Origin of the sequence: Kitasatospora sp. NPDC057518, assembly GCF_042802075.1 — a bacterium.
In the GTDB taxonomy this organism is placed as follows: Bacteria; Actinomycetota; Actinomycetes; order Streptomycetales; family Streptomycetaceae; genus Kitasatospora.
The window spans coordinates 1-16,670 of the sequence record NZ_JBHVEU010000173.1; the positions used below are offsets into that span (position 1 = coordinate 1).

Annotated in this window: 11 protein-coding genes; 5 read left to right on the forward strand and 6 right to left on the reverse strand. The window is 73.3% G+C overall.

Annotation, left to right across the window (positions count from 1 at the left end; all coding sequences use genetic code 11):
* Window position 1: 1 nt before the first annotated feature.
* From ACFU7Z_RS19295 to hrcA, 4 genes are all read right to left on the reverse strand, one after another.
* A complete protein-coding gene (locus ACFU7Z_RS19295) occupies window positions 2-3,247 on the reverse strand; it encodes a S41 family peptidase (RefSeq protein ID WP_117487724.1) in 3,246 nt (1,081 codons plus the stop codon).
* 152 nt (window positions 3,248-3,399) lie between these two features.
* Window positions 3,400-4,149, reverse strand: coding sequence for a 16S rRNA (uracil(1498)-N(3))-methyltransferase (locus ACFU7Z_RS19300; protein ID WP_375876393.1), 750 nt, complete (start codon window positions 4,147-4,149; stop codon window positions 3,400-3,402).
* Between the two features lie 87 nt (window positions 4,150-4,236).
* On the reverse strand, window positions 4,237-5,373 hold the full coding sequence (gene dnaJ, locus ACFU7Z_RS19305) for a molecular chaperone DnaJ (protein ID WP_049651911.1): 1,137 nt from the start codon (window positions 5,371-5,373) through the stop codon (window positions 4,237-4,239).
* 75 nt (window positions 5,374-5,448) lie between these two features.
* Window positions 5,449-6,483, reverse strand: a complete 1,035-nt coding sequence (gene hrcA, locus ACFU7Z_RS19310; protein WP_049651912.1) for a heat-inducible transcriptional repressor HrcA — start codon at window positions 6,481-6,483, stop codon at window positions 5,449-5,451.
* 287 nt (window positions 6,484-6,770) lie between these two features.
* Between hrcA and htpX the strand changes: the two genes are divergently transcribed.
* From htpX to ACFU7Z_RS19325, 3 genes are read left to right on the forward strand one after another with little or no spacing between them, the layout of a single operon-like run.
* On the forward strand, window positions 6,771-7,691 hold the full coding sequence (gene htpX / locus ACFU7Z_RS19315) for a zinc metalloprotease HtpX (RefSeq protein ID WP_049651913.1): 921 nt from the start codon (window positions 6,771-6,773) through the stop codon (window positions 7,689-7,691).
* A 29-nt stretch (window positions 7,692-7,720) separates the two neighbouring features.
* Window positions 7,721-8,305 (forward strand): hypothetical protein, encoded by a 585-nt coding sequence (locus tag ACFU7Z_RS19320; protein ID WP_049651914.1) that lies wholly within the window; start codon window positions 7,721-7,723, stop codon window positions 8,303-8,305.
* 31 nt (window positions 8,306-8,336) lie between these two features.
* Complete coding sequence (locus ACFU7Z_RS19325; protein WP_380778431.1) at window positions 8,337-9,164, forward strand: DUF3097 domain-containing protein; 828 nt, start codon at window positions 8,337-8,339, stop codon at window positions 9,162-9,164.
* A 109-nt stretch (window positions 9,165-9,273) separates the two neighbouring features.
* Here the strand turns inward: ACFU7Z_RS19325 and hemW are convergent, their stop codons facing one another.
* Together hemW and ACFU7Z_RS19335 are read right to left on the reverse strand one after the other, a co-directional pair.
* Window positions 9,274-10,503, reverse strand: a complete 1,230-nt coding sequence (gene hemW / locus ACFU7Z_RS19330; RefSeq protein ID WP_049651917.1) for a radical SAM family heme chaperone HemW — start codon at window positions 10,501-10,503, stop codon at window positions 9,274-9,276.
* 59 nt (window positions 10,504-10,562) lie between these two features.
* Window positions 10,563-12,485, reverse strand: a complete 1,923-nt coding sequence (locus ACFU7Z_RS19335; RefSeq protein WP_380778434.1) for an AMP-dependent synthetase/ligase — start codon at window positions 12,483-12,485, stop codon at window positions 10,563-10,565.
* Between the two features lie 310 nt (window positions 12,486-12,795).
* On the opposite strand from ACFU7Z_RS19335, the gene ACFU7Z_RS19340 reads away from it, so the two are divergent.
* Window positions 12,796-14,529: an ABC transporter ATP-binding protein gene (locus ACFU7Z_RS19340; protein ID WP_049651919.1), complete on the forward strand. Its 1,734-nt coding sequence runs from the start codon at window positions 12,796-12,798 to the stop codon at window positions 14,527-14,529.
* A gap of 185 nt (window positions 14,530-14,714) precedes the next feature.
* Window positions 14,715-16,613 carry an ABC transporter ATP-binding protein gene (locus tag ACFU7Z_RS19345; protein WP_049651921.1) on the forward strand — a complete coding sequence of 633 codons (1,899 nt, stop codon included), beginning with the start codon at window positions 14,715-14,717 and terminating at the stop codon, window positions 16,611-16,613.
* Window positions 16,614-16,670: the final 57 nt, after the last annotated feature.

The following is a 16,670-nucleotide window of genomic DNA, read 5'->3' on the forward strand; positions in this document are numbered from 1 at the left end:
GCTACGCCCAGGGCAGCGGCGGCGCGGTGCGCGCCGGGGCCCCGGCGAGCTTCGCCAGGGCGAGCCGGACGCCCTCGGACAGCTGCGGGTCCTCGCCGGCCGCCCAGTGGTGCGGGGCGAACGGCACCTCGACGTCCGGGTCGACGCCGTGGTTCTCCAGGCCCCAGCCGTACTTCTCCAGCCACAGCGCGTACTTGGGCTGGGTGACGAGGGTGCCGTCGACCAGCCGGTAGCGGCTGTCGATGCCGATCACCCCGCCCCAGGTGCGGGTGCCGACCACCGGGCCGATGCCGAGCACCTGGATGGCGGCGCTGACCACGTCGCCGTCCGAGCCGGTGAACTCGTCGGCGAGCGCGACCACCGGGCCGCGCGGGGCGTCCGCCGGGTAGGGCACCGGGTGGTCGGTGTCCCGGATGACGTCCCAGCCGATGATCCGGCGGGCCAGCTTCTCGATCACCAGCTGCGAGGTGTGGCCGCCCCGGTTCCCCCGGACGTCGACGACCAGGCCCTCCCGGGCCATCTCGGTGCTCAGGTCGCGGTGCAGCTGGGCCCAGCCGGCCGTCTGCATGTCGGGGATGTGCAGGTAGCCCAGCCGCCCGCCGGACAGCTCGCGCACCGCGGCCCGCCGCCCGGCCACCCAGTCGTGGTAGCGCAGCGCCTCCTCGTCGGCGAGCGGGACGACCACCGGGTGGCGCCGGTCGGTGCCGTCCTTCCCGGCCACCGTCAGCTCGACCGGCTGCCCGGCGGTGCCGGCCAGCAGCGGGGCCGGGCCGGTCACCGGGTCCACCGGGCGGCCGTTGACGGCGAGCACCGCGTCGCCCGGGCGGATCGCCGCGCCGGGCGCGGCCAGCGGCGAGCGGGCCCTGGGGTCGGAGGACTCCCCCGGCAGGATCCGGCCGATCCGCCAGTGCCCGCCGTCCCGGACGAGGTCGGCGCCGAGCAGGCCCTGGCGCCGGGCGGGCTCGGTGTACCGGCCGTACGGCATCACGTAGGCGTGCGAGGTGCCGAGTTCGCCGTGCACCTCCCAGAGCAGGTCGACCAGTTCGTCGTGCGAGCCGACCCGCTCGACCAGCGGCCGGTAGCGCTCCAGCACCCCGTCCCAGTCGACGCCGGAGAGATCGGGGCGCCAGAAGTTGTCCCGCATCAGCCGGCCGTTCTCGGCGTACATCTGCCGCCACTCGGCGGCCGGGTCGACGGTGATCCGCAGCCGGGCGAGGTCGACGGCGGCCTCCTCGTCGTCGCCGCCCTTGTGGTCCGCCGGGACGACCCTCAGCTCGCCCTGGTCCAGCACGGCGACCCGGGTGCCGTCCGCGCTGACCGAGAAGTCGTCCACGCCGTGCACCAGCTGCTCGACCCGGCGCTTGCGCAGGTCGAAGCGCTCCAGCACCGGACGGGGCCGGTCGTCGTCCAACGAGGCGGCCTCGTCGCCGAGTTCGCCCGTCAGCGGGGCCCTGGTCCAGAGCACGCCGTCCTTCGCGGCGGCCAGCTCCTCGAAGCGGCCGCCCTCGACCGGGAAGGGGATGATCCGGTCGGCGATGCCGTCCAGGTCCACCCTGGTCACCGGCGCGGCGTCGGCGGCCGCCGCCTCGCCGTCCGCCTTCCGGGCCTTCGGCTCGTCCTCCTCCCCGCCGAGCGGGCGCCCGGCCCGCTGCGGCCCGAACGGGGAGGGCGTGTCGGCGGCCAGCGTGACCAGGTGGGGGCGGCAGCCGTTCGGGAAGGACAGGTCGAAGACGTGCGCGTCGTAGACCGGGTCGAAGTTGCGCACCGACAGGAAGGCCAGGTAGCGGCCGTCCGCGGTGAAGGAGGGCGAGGTGTCCACGAAGCGCGGCTGGGTGACCTCGCCGACCGTCCGGGTCGCCAGGTCGGCCAGCACGATCTGGCGCAGCGAGTGCGGGCCCATCCCGCGCACCGGACGCGACCAGGCCAGCCAGGCCGAGTCCGGGCTGAAGGCCGGGGTGCCGGGCTCGCCGTCGGCGCTGCGGTCCAGCTCGTGCACGGCGCCGTCGGCGAGCGTCACCAGCAGCACCCGGCCGTCGTGCGCGCCGAGCGCGGCCTGCTTGCCGTCCGGGGAGACCGTCAGCGCGTTGACCCGGCCGAGCCGCCCCGCGGCCAGCCGGCGGCGCTCGGCGCCGTGCAGGTCGGGGGCGAACTCCAGGGCGTCCCCGCCCTCGGCGTCGGACACCCAGAGCACGCCCTGGGCGCCGTCCTCGCCGGGCACCACCCGGGCCAGCCGCCCGCGCACGCCCGGGGTCTCGTCCAGCACCCGGGCCGGGCCCTCGCGGTGGGTCAGCCAGTGCACGCCGCCGCGCACCACCACGGCGCTGCCCCGGCCGGTGCGGTCGGGGGCGACGGAGTCCAGCCAGTGCGCGGCGGGCACCGGGCGGGGGCGGCGCCCGGCCCGCGGGCCGGCCAGCCGGACGTCCAGCCGGCGCGGCTCGGCACCCGCCAGGTCGTCCAGCAGCCAGAGGTCGCCGGCCCGGTGGAAGACCACCCGGGTGCCGTCGGTGCCGGCGCCCCGGGCGTAGAAGCCGTCCGGGTCGGCGGTGTGGCGGCGCAGGTCGGTGCCGTCCGGGCGGCTGGACCACAGCTCGCCGACGCCCTCGTGGTCGGACAGGAAGGCGATCCGGTCCCCGACCCACAGCGGGGAGTCCAGCTGCCCGTCCAGCTCCGCGTGGACCCGGGCGAACTCCTCCCGGCCGAGCCACAGCTTTCCGGCCCGCCCGCCCCGGTACCGCTTCCACCAGGCCGGATCGCGGCCGTTGACACTGCTCAGCAGCACCCGGTCGCCGCCCGGCTCGAAGGCGAGCCCGCCGACCGGCCCGTACGGCAGCCGCTGCGGCTCGCCGCCGTCCAGCGGCACGGCGTGCGCCCAGGTGCGGCGCAAGCTGGCCTCGCCGGCCCCGGTGGCGGCGATCGGACGGCCGTCGGCGGTCCAGCCCAGCACCCGGGTCTGGTGGCTGCCCCAGTGGGTGAGCCGGCGCGAGGGGCCGCCGTCCACCGGCACCACGTGCACCTCGGGGGCGCCGTCCCGGGTGGAGGTGAAGGCGAGGTGCCGCCCGTCCGGGGAGAACCTCGGGTGGTGGACCGGCAGGTGGTCCGCCGTCAGCCGCCAGGCCCGGCCGCCGTCCAGCGGGGCGAGCCAGAGGTCGTCCTCGGCGACGAAGGCGAGCAGGTCGCCGTGCAGGTGGGGATGGCGAAGGTAGGCGCCTGCCGAGGAGTTCGGGGAGGTGCTCTGGGAGTCCGTCACCCGGCCAGCCTAGGCAGGTACACGGACCGTCCGCGCCGTTTTTCCCAGACTCCCGGCGCCGTCCGCGGGCGGCCGTGCCGCGGTCGCCGCCGGGGTGTACGGGGGCGCGCCGAGGGGCGCGCCGACGGCCTGCCGGGGGTGCGCCCGGGGTGCTACGACCAGCGGCCGGTGCGCCCGAGCAGCAGCGCGCCGGCGGCCACCCCGGCGGTGGAGGTGCGCAGCACCGAGGGGCCCAGCCGGTACGGCCCGGCGCCCGCCCCGGCGAAGGCCGCCAGCTCCTCCGGGGAGACCCCGCCCTCCGGGCCGACCACCAGGACGATGTCCCCGCCCTCCGGCAGCACGGCGTGCGCCAGCGGTTCGGCGCCCTCCTCGTGCAGCACGGCGGCGAACGCGGCCCCCGCCAGGACGGGCGCCAGCTGCCGGGTGGTCATCGGCTCGCGGACCTCGGGGAAGCGCAGCCGGCGGGACTGCTTGCCCGCCTCCCGGGCGGTGGCCCGCCACTTGGCGAGCGCCTTGGCGCCGCGCTCGCCCTTCCACTGGGTGATGCAGCGCGAGGCGGCCCACGGGATCACCACGTCCACGCCGACCTCGGTCATGGTCTCCACGGCCAGCTCGCCGCGGTCGCCCTTGGGCAGCGCCTGGACGACAACGATCCGCGGCGCGGGCTCCGGCTCGCGGCGCACGGCGGCGACCCGCACGTCGATCGCGTCCTTGCCGAGCACCTCGGCGACCGTGCCGTCCACGCCGAGCCCCAGCCCGTCGGCCAGGGTCACCGCCTCGCCCGGCTCCAGCCGCTTCACCGCGGCCGCGTGCCGCCCCTCCGGGCCGTCCAGGCGCACCACGGCCCCGGGCGCGGCGGCGGCGATCCGCTCGGTCTCGACGACGAAGACGGGCGCGGTCATGACGGGGAACCTCTTTCGTGCGGAAGTGGGACGGACACGCGAAAGGGGTGCCGGGGTCGTTGGCCCCCGGCACCCCTCCGCGGACGGCTACCGGCCGTTGAAGGCGTCCTTCAGCCGGGAGAAGAGGCCCTGCTGGCCCGGCGCGAACTGGCCGGACGGCCGCTCCTCGCCGCGCAGCACCGCGAGGCGGCGCAGCAGCTCCTCCTGCTCGGGGTCGAGCTTGCTGGGCGTCTTCACCTCGACGTGCACTATCAGGTCGCCCCGGCCGCCGCCGCGCAGGTGGGTGATGCCCCGGCCGTGCAGCGGGATCGACTGGCCGGACTGGGTGCCGGGCCGGATGTCGACCTCCTCCAGGCCGTCCAGGGTCTGCAGCGGCACCTGGGTGCCGAGCGCGGCCGCCGTCATCGGGATGGTGACGGTGCAGTGCAGGTCGTCCCCGCGCCGCTGGAAGATCGTGTGGGTGGTCTCGGCGATCTCGACGTACAGGTCGCCGGCCGGGCCGCCGCCGGGGCCGACCTCGCCCTCGCCGGCCAGCTGGATCCGGGTGCCGTTGTCGACACCGGCCGGGATCTTGACGGTCAGCGTGCGGCGGGCGCGCACCCGGCCGTCGCCGGCGCACTCCGGGCACGGGGTCGGCACGACGGTGCCGAAGCCCTGGCACTGCGGGCAGGGGCGGGAGGTCATGACCTGGCCCAGGAAGGACCGGGTGACCTGGGAGACCTCGCCCTTGCCGCGGCACATGTCACAGGTCTGCGCCGAGGTGCCGGGGGCCGCGCCCTCGCCGCTGCACGTGGTGCAGGTGACGGCGGTGTCGACCTGGAGCTCCTTGGTGGTGCCGAAAGCGGCCTCCTCCAGGGTGATCTCCAGCCGGATCATGGCGTCCTGGCCCCGGCGGGTGCGCGAGCGCGGGCCGCGCTGGCCGGCCGCGGCGCCGAAGAAGGCGTCCATGATGTCGGAGAAGCCGAAGCCCGCCGCGCCGGCGCCGAAGCCGCCCGCGCCGCCGCCCGGGGACAGCGGGTCCCCGCCGAGGTCGTAGACCTGGCGCTTCTGCGGATCGGAGAGCACCTCGTAAGCGGCGTTGATCTCCTTGAACCGCTCCTGCGTCTTCGGGTCCGGGTTGACGTCCGGGTGCAGTTCGCGCGCCAGGCGCCGGAACGCCTTCTTGATCTCGTCCTGCCCCGCATCCCGTCGGACGCCGAGTACCGCGTAGTAGTCCGTGGCCACCAAATGCTCCGCTTGTTCCGCCTGTAGTAGTGCTGCGACTGGTCACCGCCGCCGGATTTCCGACGGCGGCCTTTGCTAGGACTCGGCCAGGATCTGGCCCACGTACCGCGCCACCGCTCGCACCGCCCCCATTGTGCCCGGGTAGTCCATCCGGGTCGGACCGATCACACCCAGTTTCGCCACGCTCTCGTCGCCCGAACCGTAGCCGACCGAGACGATGGACGTGGAAGTCAGCCCCTCGTAGGTGTTCTCCCGCCCGATCCGGACCGTCATCGCGGCGTCCGCGGTCTCACCCAGGAGGCGGAGCAGGACGACCTGCTCCTCCAGGGCCTCCAGCACCGGCTGGATGCTGAGCGGGAAGTCGTGCCCGAAGCGGGTCAGGTTGGCCGTGCCGGCCAGCATGATCCGCTCCTCGTTCTGCTCGGCGAGCGTCTCGAACAGGGTCGCCAGGACCGTGCTGACGGTCGGCCGCTCGGCCGGTTCGAACTGCGCCGGCAGCTCCTCCAGCAGCCCCGGGACCTCCGGGAGGCGCCGGCCGGCGGCCCTCGCGTTGATCCGGGCCCGCAGGTCCGCCAGCACCGTCTCGCCGACCGGGCCCGGGCAGTCGACCATCCGCTGCTCGACCCGGCCGGTGTTGGTGATCAGCACCAGCATCACCTTGGCCGGGGCCAGCGCCACCAGCTCGATGTGCCGGACGGTGGAGCGCGTCAGCGAGGGGTACTGCACCACCGCGACCTGCCGGGTCAGCTGGGCGAGCAGCCGCACGGTGCGCGCGACCACGTCGTCCAGGTCGACCGCGCCGTCCAGGAAGTGCCGGATGGCCCGGCGCTCGGGGGCGCTCATCGGCTTGATCTCGGCGAGCTTGTCGACGAAGAGGCGGTACCCCTTGTCGGTCGGGATGCGGCCGGCGCTGGTGTGCGGCTGGTGGATGTAGCCCTCCTCCTCCAGCGCCGCCATGTCGTTGCGGACGGTCGCCGGCGAGACCCCGAGGTTGTGCCGTTCCACCAGGGCCTTGGAGCCGACCGGCTCCTCGGTGCCCACGTAGTCCTGCACGATCGCGCGGAGCACGGCGAGCTTGCGTTCGTCCAGCTGGCGGACCTCACCGGCCATGGGGCACGCACCTCCGTCTTCGCACGTTGTCCGACTGTGTCCCTTGCTGCTGCGGGCCGCTCCGAAGACCCTTGCCCTGGCACTCTGAACACGCGAGTGCCAAAACCGTACCTGCCAGTGTAAGGCCCGGGTCCTACGGCAGGAACGGCCGGACCGGGGTGATCCTCCCCGCAGTTCCGCTCACGGCCCGCGGGGCCCCGGCGGTTCGATCCTCCCGGCGCCGGGGTGGTGCCGGGAGGCCGTCCGGGTGGCAGCATCGAAAGCGACGGCGAATGGAGGAGCAAGCGATGTCGAGCTCGGGCCAGCACACCCGTTTCGCGCCGGACCGCGGCCTGACCGGCCGCATGGTCGCGACGATGTTCGTGATCGGGCTGCTGTACGTCGGTTTCACCGGCCTGCTGATCGCGCTGCTGCGCGGCGCCTGGCCACTGATCGTCCTGATCTCCGGCGGGCTGTTCGTGGCCCAGTTCTGGTTCAGCGACAAGATCACCGAACGGGCGATGGGCGCCCGCCAGGTGTCCCCGGAGCAGTTCCCCCAGCTGCACGGCACCATCGACCGGCTCTGCGCCCTGGCCGACATGCCCAAACCCCGCGTGGCGGTCGCCGACAACGACATGCCGAACGCCTTCGCCACCGGCCGCAACCCGCAGAACGCGGTGGTCTGCGTGACCACCGGGCTGCTGCGCCGGCTGGAGCCCGAGGAACTGGAGGGCGTCCTCGCCCACGAGCTGTCGCACGTCGCCCACCGGGACGTCGCGGTGATGACGATCGCCGGCTTCCTCGGCGTCCTCGCCGGGGCGATGACCCGGATCGCGATGTACGGCGGGTTCATGGGCGGCGGGCGCAACAACAACGACCAGAACGCGGCCGTCCTGGCGCTGATCATCCCGCTGGTGTCGGTCGTCGTCTACGCGATCAGCTTCCTGCTCACCCGGCTGCTGTCCCGCTACCGCGAACTCGCCGCCGACCGGGCCGCCGCCCAGCTCACCGGACACCCCAGCGCCCTCGCCTCGGCGCTCACCAAGGTGACCGGGCAGATCGCGGCCATCCCCAGCAAGGACCTGCGCCAGGCCCAGCCGTACAACGCCTTCTACTTCGCCCCCGCGCTGAGCGCCCGGGAGGCCGCCTCGCAGCTGTTCTCCACCCACCCGAGCCTGGAGAAGCGGCTGGAGCAGCTGGCGAAGATCTCCGAGCAGCTCGGCCGCTGAGCCTCAGTTTTCGACCCGAGAGGACCGCCGTGGGAATCCTGGACGCCCTGTTCGGCCGCACCAAGCCCGTCAAGCCCGACCTCGACCAGCTGTTCGGCGTGCCGTCCGCCGCGCTCACCCTGGAGGCCGGGGCCGGGTTCACCCCCACCGGGCTCGGCTCGGTCTGCTTCGCGGCCGTCGAGGGCGCGGCCTTCGTCCAGGTCCAGCAGCAGGTCCGGGCGCTGCTGGACGCCGACACCGAGCGCGGCGGCGTCCCCGTGGAGGCCTCCAAGGACGGCTACGGCTACTCCTGGCTGCTCGCCCGGCACCGCCCCGAGGAACTGCCCGAACTGGTCAACGACCTGCACGCGGTCAACAGCGAACTGGAGGCGAACGGCTTCGGGCCGCAGCTGCTCTGCTCGCTCGTCGGGTTCCGCGACCCGGACGGGCGGTCGCTGGCCCTCGTCTACCTCTACAAGCGGGGGACGTTCTACCCCTTCGCCCCGATGCCCGGCGGCGGGGAGCGGCGCGACAGTCCGCTGGAACTGCAGGTCAACGCGATGCTGGGGAACGACCTGCGGCTGGAGAAGGACCTGAGCCGCTGGTTCCCGGTCTGGGGCGCGCCGGGCCTCTGACGCGCCGTCCGCCCTCCCTATGATCACCCGTATGCGCAGCCGCCAGTACGGACCCGACCTGACCCCGCCGTGGAAGAAGCAGGCCTCCGCCCCGGAGGTGCCCGCCGAGCGGGACCTGGTGGTCGAGGAGGCGGCGACCGGCTACTGCGGGGCCGTGGTGCGCTGCGAGAAGACCGCCGAAGGCTTCACCGTCACCCTGGAGGACCGGTTCGGCAAGCACCGGGTGTTCCCCCTGGTGCCGCGCGGCTTCCTGCTGGAGGGCCGGGTCGTCACCCTGGTCCGCCCGGCCGGCCCGGCCCCCGCCCGCACCCCGGGCCGCACCGCCTCCGGCTCCGTCGCCGTCCCCGGCGCCCGCGCCCGGGTCGCCCGCGAGTCCCGCATCTACGTCGAGGGCCGGCACGACGCGGAGCTGGTCGAACGGGTCTGGGGCGACGACCTGCGGATCGAGGGCGTGGTCGTCGAGTACCTGCGCGGCATCGACGACCTGCCCGCGATCGTCGCCGACTTCGCCCCCGGCCCCGGCCGCCGCCTCGGCGTCCTGGTCGACCACCTGCTCCCGGGCACGAAGGAGCACCGCATCGCCGCCCGGGTCACCGGCGACTCGGTACTGGTCGTCGGCCACCCCTACATCGACATCTGGCAGGCCGTGAAGCCCTCCTCCGTCGGCATCCCCGCCTGGCCCGCCGTCCCTCGGGGCGAGGACTGGAAGGAGGGCACCTGCCGCCGCCTCGGCTGGCCGGTGGACACCCCCGCGGCCTGGAAGCACATCCTCTCGAAGGTCGACTCCTACAAGGACCTGGAGCCCGAACTCCTGGGCCGGGTCGAGGAACTGATCGACTTCACGGCCCTGCCGGAGTGACGGCGGGGAAAGTCGGCAGTCACCAGACTCACACCCATCGGATCCACAGGAACGGCCTCGCCGAAGAGGCTGGTCCGCTCGGAGAGGTGCGCACACGGTAAGCCCTCGGTCAGTCCACCAGGTCACGTACGACGGCGTCGGCCAGGAGGCGGCCCTGGAGGGTGAGGGTGGCGCGGCCCCGGGCGTAGGGGCCGGGGGCGAGGAGGCCGTCGGCGAGGTGGCGGTCGGCGGCCTCGCGGCCGGTGTCGGTGAGGAGGTCGAGGGGGATGCCGTCGACCAGGCGGAGCTCCAGCAGGATGCGTTCGACGCGGCGGTCCTCGTCGGCCAGCACCTCGCGGGCCAGGGCCGGGGTGCGGTGCTCGGCGAGGGCTTGGGCGTAGGCGGCGGGGTGCTTGGCGTTCCACCAGCGGACGCCGCCGACGTGGCTGTGGGCGCCGGGGCCGGCGCCCCACCAGTCGCCGCCGGTCCAGTAGAGCTCGTTGTGGCGGCAGCGGCCCTCGGGGGTGGTGGCCCAGTTGGAGACCTCGTACCAGGAGTAGCCGGCGGCGGCGAGCGCCTCCTCGGCGATCAGGTAGCGGTCGGCGTGCACGTCGTCGTCGATCATCGGCAGTTCGCCGCGCTTGACGCGGGCGGCGAGCCGGGTGCCCTCCTCGACGATCAGCGAGTACGCGGAGACGTGGTCGGGCCCGGCGCCGATGGCGGCGTCCAGGGAGGCCCGCCAGTCGTCGTCGGACTCGCCCGGGGTGCCGTAGATGAGGTCGAGGTTGACGTGTTCGAAGCCGGCCGCTCGGGCCTCGGCCACGCAGGCCTCGGGGCGGCCCGGGGTGTGGTGGCGGTCGAGCAGCTTCAGGACGTGCGGGCGGGCGCTCTGCATGCCGAAGGAGAGCCGGTTGTAGCCGCCCTCGCGCAGTTCGGCCAGGTACGCCGGGTCGACGGACTCCGGGTTGGCCTCGGTGGTGACCTCGGCGCCGTCGGCGAGCCCGAACTCCTCGCGGATCGCGGCGAGCATCTTGACCAGGTCGCGGGCGGGCAGCAGGGTCGGGGTGCCGCCGCCGAGGAAGACGGTGTGCACCGGCAGGTCGGCGGAGCCCAGCACCTTCCGGGCGTGGCGGATCTCGGCGACCACGTTGTCCGCGTAGGTCTCCTGGGAGGCGACGGCCCCGGAGGAGCGCAGCTCGGTGGCGGTGTAGGTGTTGAAGTCGCAGTAGCCGCAGCGGCTGGCGCAGTACGGCACGTGCAGGTAGAAGCCGAACGGCCGGTCGCCCAGCCCGTCGAGGGCGTGTGCGGGCAGGGAACCGTCGGACGGCACCGGATCGCCGTCGGGGAGTGCGGAGGGCATGAGCCCATTGTCCCGTACGGCCCGACCGAACCCGGCGGGCCGTACGGGGGCGGGGCCGGTCAGGCCTCGTTGGCGCCCGCGTACATGGCGGTGACCGCGTCGGCGTAGGTCCGCTCGACCACCGGGCGCTTGATCTTCAGGCTCGGGGTGAGCTCGCCGTGCTCGATGTCGAGGTCGCGCGGCAGCAGGTGGAACTTCTTGATCGTCTGCCAGCGCTGGAGGTCGCCGTTGACCCGCTTGACGAAGCCCTCGATCAGCTCGTGGACGGCCGGCTCGACGGCCAGCTCGGCGTAGGACTTCCCGGCCAGGCCGTGCTCGGCGGCCCACGGCAGCAGGACGGCCTCGTCCAGGCCGATCAGCGCGGTGCAGTAGTTGCGGCCGTTGCCGATCACCAGGATGTTGCTGACGAACGGGCAGACCGCCTTGAACTTGCCCTCGACCTCGCTGGGCGCCACGTACTTGCCGCCGGAGGTCTTGAACAGGTCCTTCTTGCGGTCGGTGATCCGCAGGAAGCCGTCCGGGCTGAGCTCGCCGATGTCCTCGGTGTGGAACCAGCCGTCCGGCTCCAGCACCTCGGCGGTCTTCTCCGGCAGGTTGTGGTAGCCGCGCATGACGCCGGGGCCGCGCAGCAGGATCTCGCCGTCCTCGGCGATCCGCACCTCGGTGCCGGGCAGCGGGCGGCCCACGGTGCCGATCCGCACGTCCTCGGCCCGGTTGACGCAGGAGCCGGCGCTGGTCTCGCTCAGGCCGTAGCCCTCCAGGATCGGCACCCCGGCGCCGATGAAGAAGTAGCCGATCTCCGGGGCGAGCGCGGCGCTGCCGGAGACCGCGCCGCGCAGCCGGCCGCCGAAGGCCGCCCGGATCTTCGCGTACACCAGCTTGTCGGCCAGCGCGTGCTGCACCCGAAGGCCCAGCGGGGCGCTCTCGGTGCCGGTGGCGATGCGGCTCTGCTGGACCGCCCGGGCGTGCTCGCGGGCGACCTTGGCCGCCCACAGGAAGATCTTGTACTTGGCGCCGCCCTCGGCCCGGGCCCGGCCCGCGATGCCGTTGTAGACCTTCTCGAAGATGCGCGGCGCGGAGGCCATGATGGTCGGCCGGATCGCCGGCAGGTTGTGGATGATCCGGTCCACCCGGCCGTCCACCGCCATCACGTGCCCGGTGGCGATCTGCCCGGAGATCAGCGTCTTGCCGAACACGTGGGACAGCGGCAGCCACATGAACTGCACGTCGTCGGGGCCCAGCAGGCCGCTGGCCTCCTGCGCCCGGCCCTCGTACGCCCAGCAGTCGTGCACCAGGCGCACGCCCTTGGGGCGGCCGGTGGTGCCGGAGGTGTAGATGAGGGTGGCCAGCTGCTCCTTGCCGAGCCCGTCGACGGCCTTCTCCACGGCGTCCGGGTGCTCCGCCAGGTACCGGGTACCGCGCTCCTCCAGCTCGGCGAGGGTGAGCAGGTCCAGGCCGCCGGTCTCGGGGGCCTCGGCGGGCGCGTCGAAGAGGATCACGGTGCGCAGTCCGGGCAGCTGGTCGAGCTGCCCGACGGCCTTGGCCAGTTGGGCCTCGTTCTCGGCGAACAGCGCCCGGGAGCCGGAGTCGGAGAGGATGAACGCGGTCTCGTCCGCGTTGGTGCTGGGGTAGACGGTGGTGATCGCGGCGCCCGCGCACATGGCGCCGAGGTCGGCGACGATCCACTCCAGGCGGGTCGAGGAGGCCAGGGCCACCCGGTCCTCGGGCCGGATGCCGAGTGCCATCAGGCCTGCGGCCACCGCCTTGACCCGGACCGCGGTCTGCGCCCAGGTGAGCGAGCGCCACTGCTCGGCGCCGGGCGCGCCGTCGGCGGCCTGCTCGTCCACCGGCGAGGGGTAGCGGTAGGCCTCGGCGTTCGGGGTCAGGGCGACCCGCTCCAGGAACAGGTGGGCGACGGAGGCGGGGCGCCCGGCGACGAGGTCGGGCCTGCCGGAGTCGATCAGGGACTGCGCGGAACTCAACGAGGACCTCCGGTGGCGGGTGGCCGTCTGAGGGATTGTCGCGGCGTCCGTGGGGGCGGTCGCCGGGCCCCCGGTTCACCTGAGCGGTACCGGTCAGTAACAAAGGGGCAATCAGCAGCCTAGGGGGAAACCGGTCATTCCGTAAGGGGGCGGCGCCCGACGGCACGGCCCCGCGCGACCGGTGCCGCACCCCGCCGTTCGGCAAAGGCCCGGCAAACCTCCGGCTCCCGGACGCCGAATGACCTGTACGACGCTACAGAACACCGAGAATTGGGGTGCGAACCCGACCGGCGACGACAAGAGTGTGCTAGTGCTGATCAGACTGCTGAGGGCGTACCTGCGCCCGTACTCCCGACCGATCACCCTGCTGGTGCTGCTCCAGCTGGTGTCCACCCTCGCGGCGCTCTACCTGCCGACGCTCAACGCCGACATCATCGACGACGGCGTGGTCAAGGGCGACACCGGCTACATCCTGCGCGTCGGCGGGGTGATGATCGCGGTCACCGTCCTCCAGGCCCTCTGCTCCATCGGCGCGGTCTACTACGGCGCCCGCACCGCGATGGCCTTCGGCCGGGACGTCCGCGCCGCCGTCTTCGACCGGGTGCAGAGCTTCTCCGCCCGCGAGGTCGGCCAGTTCGGCGCCCCCTCGCTGATCACCCGCACCACCAACGACGTCCAGCAGGTCCAGATGCTCGCCCTGATGAGCTTCACGCTCATGGTCGCCGCGCCGATCATGTGCGTCGGCGGCATCATCATGGCGCTCAACCAGGACGTCCCGCTGTCCGGCCTGCTGCTCGCCGTCATCCCCGTGCTCGGCGTCGTCGTGGTCCTGCTGGTCCGCGCGCTGCGCCCCAGGTTCCGCAGCATGCAGGTACGGATCGACACCGTGAACCGGGTCCTGCGCGAGCAGATCACCGGCATCCGGGTCATCCGCGCCTTCGTCAAGGACGACCAGGAGCAGGCCCGCTTCGCCGACGCCAACGAGGACCTCACCCAGGTCTCCCGCCAGGTCGGCCGGCTGATGTCCATCATGTTCCCCGCCGTCATGCTGGTGGTGAACGTCTCCAGCGTCGCCGTGCTCTGGTTCGGCGCCCACCGCATCGACAGCGGCGCCATGCAGATCGGCGCGCTCACCGCGTTCCTCTCCTACCTGATGCAGATCCTGATGAGCGTCATGATGGCCACCTTCATGTTCATGATGGTGCCGCGCGCCGAGGTCTGCGCCGAGCGCATCCAGGAGGTCCTCGGCACCGACAGCAGCGTCGTCCCGCCCGCCGCCCCCGTCACCGAGGTCCCGCACCGCGGCACCCTGGAACTGCGCGGCGTCGACTTCCGCTACCCCGGCGCCGAGGCCTCGGTGCTGCGCGGCATCGACCTCACCGCCGGCCCCGGCCAGACCACCGCCATCATCGGCTCCACCGGCAGCGGCAAGTCCACCCTGCTCGGCCTCGTCCCCCGGCTCTTCGACGTCACCTCCGGCCGGGTCCTGCTCGACGGCGTCGACGTCCGCGAACTCGCCCCCGCCGCGATCGCCGAGAGCGTCGGCATCGTCCCGCAGAAGCCCTACCTCTTCTCCGGCACCGTCGCCAGCAACCTCCGCTACGGCCGGCCCGACGCCACCGACGAGGAGCTCTGGCACGCCCTGGAGATCGCCCAGGCCAAGGAGTTCGTCGAGAAGCTGCCCGAAGGCCTGGACGCCCCCATCGCCCAGGGCGGCGGCAACGTCTCCGGCGGCCAGCGCCAACGCCTGGCCATCGCCCGGACCCTGGTGCGCCGGCCCTCCGTCTACCTCTTCGACGACTCCTTCTCCGCGCTCGACTACGCCACCGACGCCCGGCTCCGCAAGGCCCTCGCCCGCGAGACCTCCGACGCCACCGTCCTGATCGTCGCCCAGCGGGTGTCCACCATCCGCGACGCCGACCGGATCATCGTCCTCGACGAGGGCGCCGTCGTCGGCAGTGGGACCCACCACGAGCTGATGGCCGACAACCCGACGTACCGGGAGATCGTGCTCTCCCAGCTCACCGAGCAGGAGGCGGCGTGACCACGCCCGGCAACAAGCCCGACCTGACCAAGGGGCCCGCCCCGAGAGGCGCCGCTCCCGAGGACGCCCCGGTGGACGGCGCCCCGGCGAACGGCGCCCCGAAGGACGCCGCCAAGGACGCCGAACTGCCCAGCGACTCCCAGGCCGCCGCCGCCCGCCGCGGCCCGGCCGGCCCCGGCCGCTTCATGGGCGGCCAGGGCACCGAGAAGTCCATGGACTTCAAGGGCTCCGGCAAGCGCGTCCTCGGCCTGCTGCGCCCCGAACGCAACACCCTGATCGGCGTCCTGGTCCTCGGCGTGCTCGGCATCGGCTGCGCCGTCATCGGCCCCAAGATCCTCGGCGACGCCACCGACCTGATCTTCGCCGGTGTCGTCGGCGCCCGCTTCCAGACCGGCATGTCCAAGGACCAGGTCATCGACGGGCTGCGCGCCCACGGCGAGGGCGGCGTCGCCGACCTGCTCTCCGCCGTCCACTTCACCCCCGGCCAGGGCATGGACTTCGGCGCCATCGGCACCGTCCTGCTCTGGGTGCTCGGCATCTACCTCGCCTCCGCCGTCTTCGGCATCTTCCAGGGCCGGCTCGCCACCCGGGCCATCCAGGCCGCGAGCTACCGGCTGCGCCAGGACGTCGAGGCCAAGCTCGCCCGGCTGCCGCTCAGCTACTTCGACAAGCAGCCGCGCGGCGAGGTGCTCAGCCGGGTCACCAACGACATCGACAACATCGGCCAGTCCATGCAGCAGACCATGGGACAGGTCGTCAACTCGCTGCTCACCGTGGTCGGCGTGCTCGCGATGATGTTCTGGATCTCCCCGCTGCTCGCCGTGATCGCCCTGGTCTCGGTGCCCGTCTCGGTCGTCGTCGCCACCAGGGTCGGCAAGCGGGCCCAGCCGCAGTTCGTCCAGCAGTGGAAGTCCACCGGCCAACTGAACGCCCACATCGAGGAGATGTACACCGGCCACACCCTGGTCAAGGTGTTCGGGCGCCAGCACGAGTCCGCGGAGACCTTCCGCGAGCACAACGAGGCGCTCTACCACGCCAGCTTCAAGGCCCAGTTCATCTCCGGCATCATCCAGCCCGCGATGATGCTGATCGGCAACCTCCAGTACGTGCTGGTCGCCGTCGTCGGCGGTCTGCGGGTCGCCGGCGGCGCGCTGTCCATCGGTGACGTCCAGGCGTTCATCCAGTACTCGCGGCAGTTCAGCCAGCCGCTCACCCAGGTCGCCAGCATGGCCAACCTGGTGCAGTCCGGCGTCGCCTCCGCCGAGCGCGTCTTCGAGCTGCTGGACGCCCCTGAGCAGAGCGCCGAACCGGCCATGCCGGAACGGCCCGACGTGGTGCGCGGCCGGGTCGCCTTCCAGGACGTGTCCTTCCGCTACGACCCCGAGAAGCCGCTCATCGACGACCTCTCGCTCAAGGTCGAGCCCGGCCAGACCGTCGCCATCGTCGGCCCCACCGGCGCCGGCAAGACCACCCTGGTCAACCTGCTGATGCGGTTCTACGAGGTCAGCTCCGGACGGATCACCCTCGACGGCGTGGACATCGCCGCGATGTCCCGCGAGGAACTGCGCTCCGGCATCGGCATGGTGCTCCAGGACACCTGGCTGTTCGGCGGCAGCATCGCCGACAACATCGCCTACGGCGCCGAGTCGGCCACCCGCGACCAGGTCGTCGAGGCCGCCAGGGCCGCCCACGTCGACCGCTTCGTGCGCACCCTGCCGGACGGCTACGACACCGTCATCGACGACGAGGGCACCAACGTCAGCGCCGGCGAGAAGCAGCTGATCACCATCGCCCGGGCGTTCCTCGCCCAGCCGTCCATCCTGGTCCTGGACGAGGCGACCAGCTCCGTCGACACCCGCACCGAGGTGCTGATCCAGCGGGCCATGGCCCGGCTGCGCACCGGCCGCACCAGCTTCGTGATCGCCCACCGGCTCTCCACCATCCGGGACGCCGACGTGATCCTGGTGATGGAGAACGGCTCGATCGTCGAGCAGGGCTCGCACGACCACCTGATCGCCGCCGACGGCGCCTACGCCCGGCTCTACCAGGCGCAGTTCGCCGAGGCCGTGGCCGAGGTGGACTGACGCTCCCCCGAAGACCGTCGGAGAACGCGGGAAGGGCCCGGGCTGATGCCCGAGCCC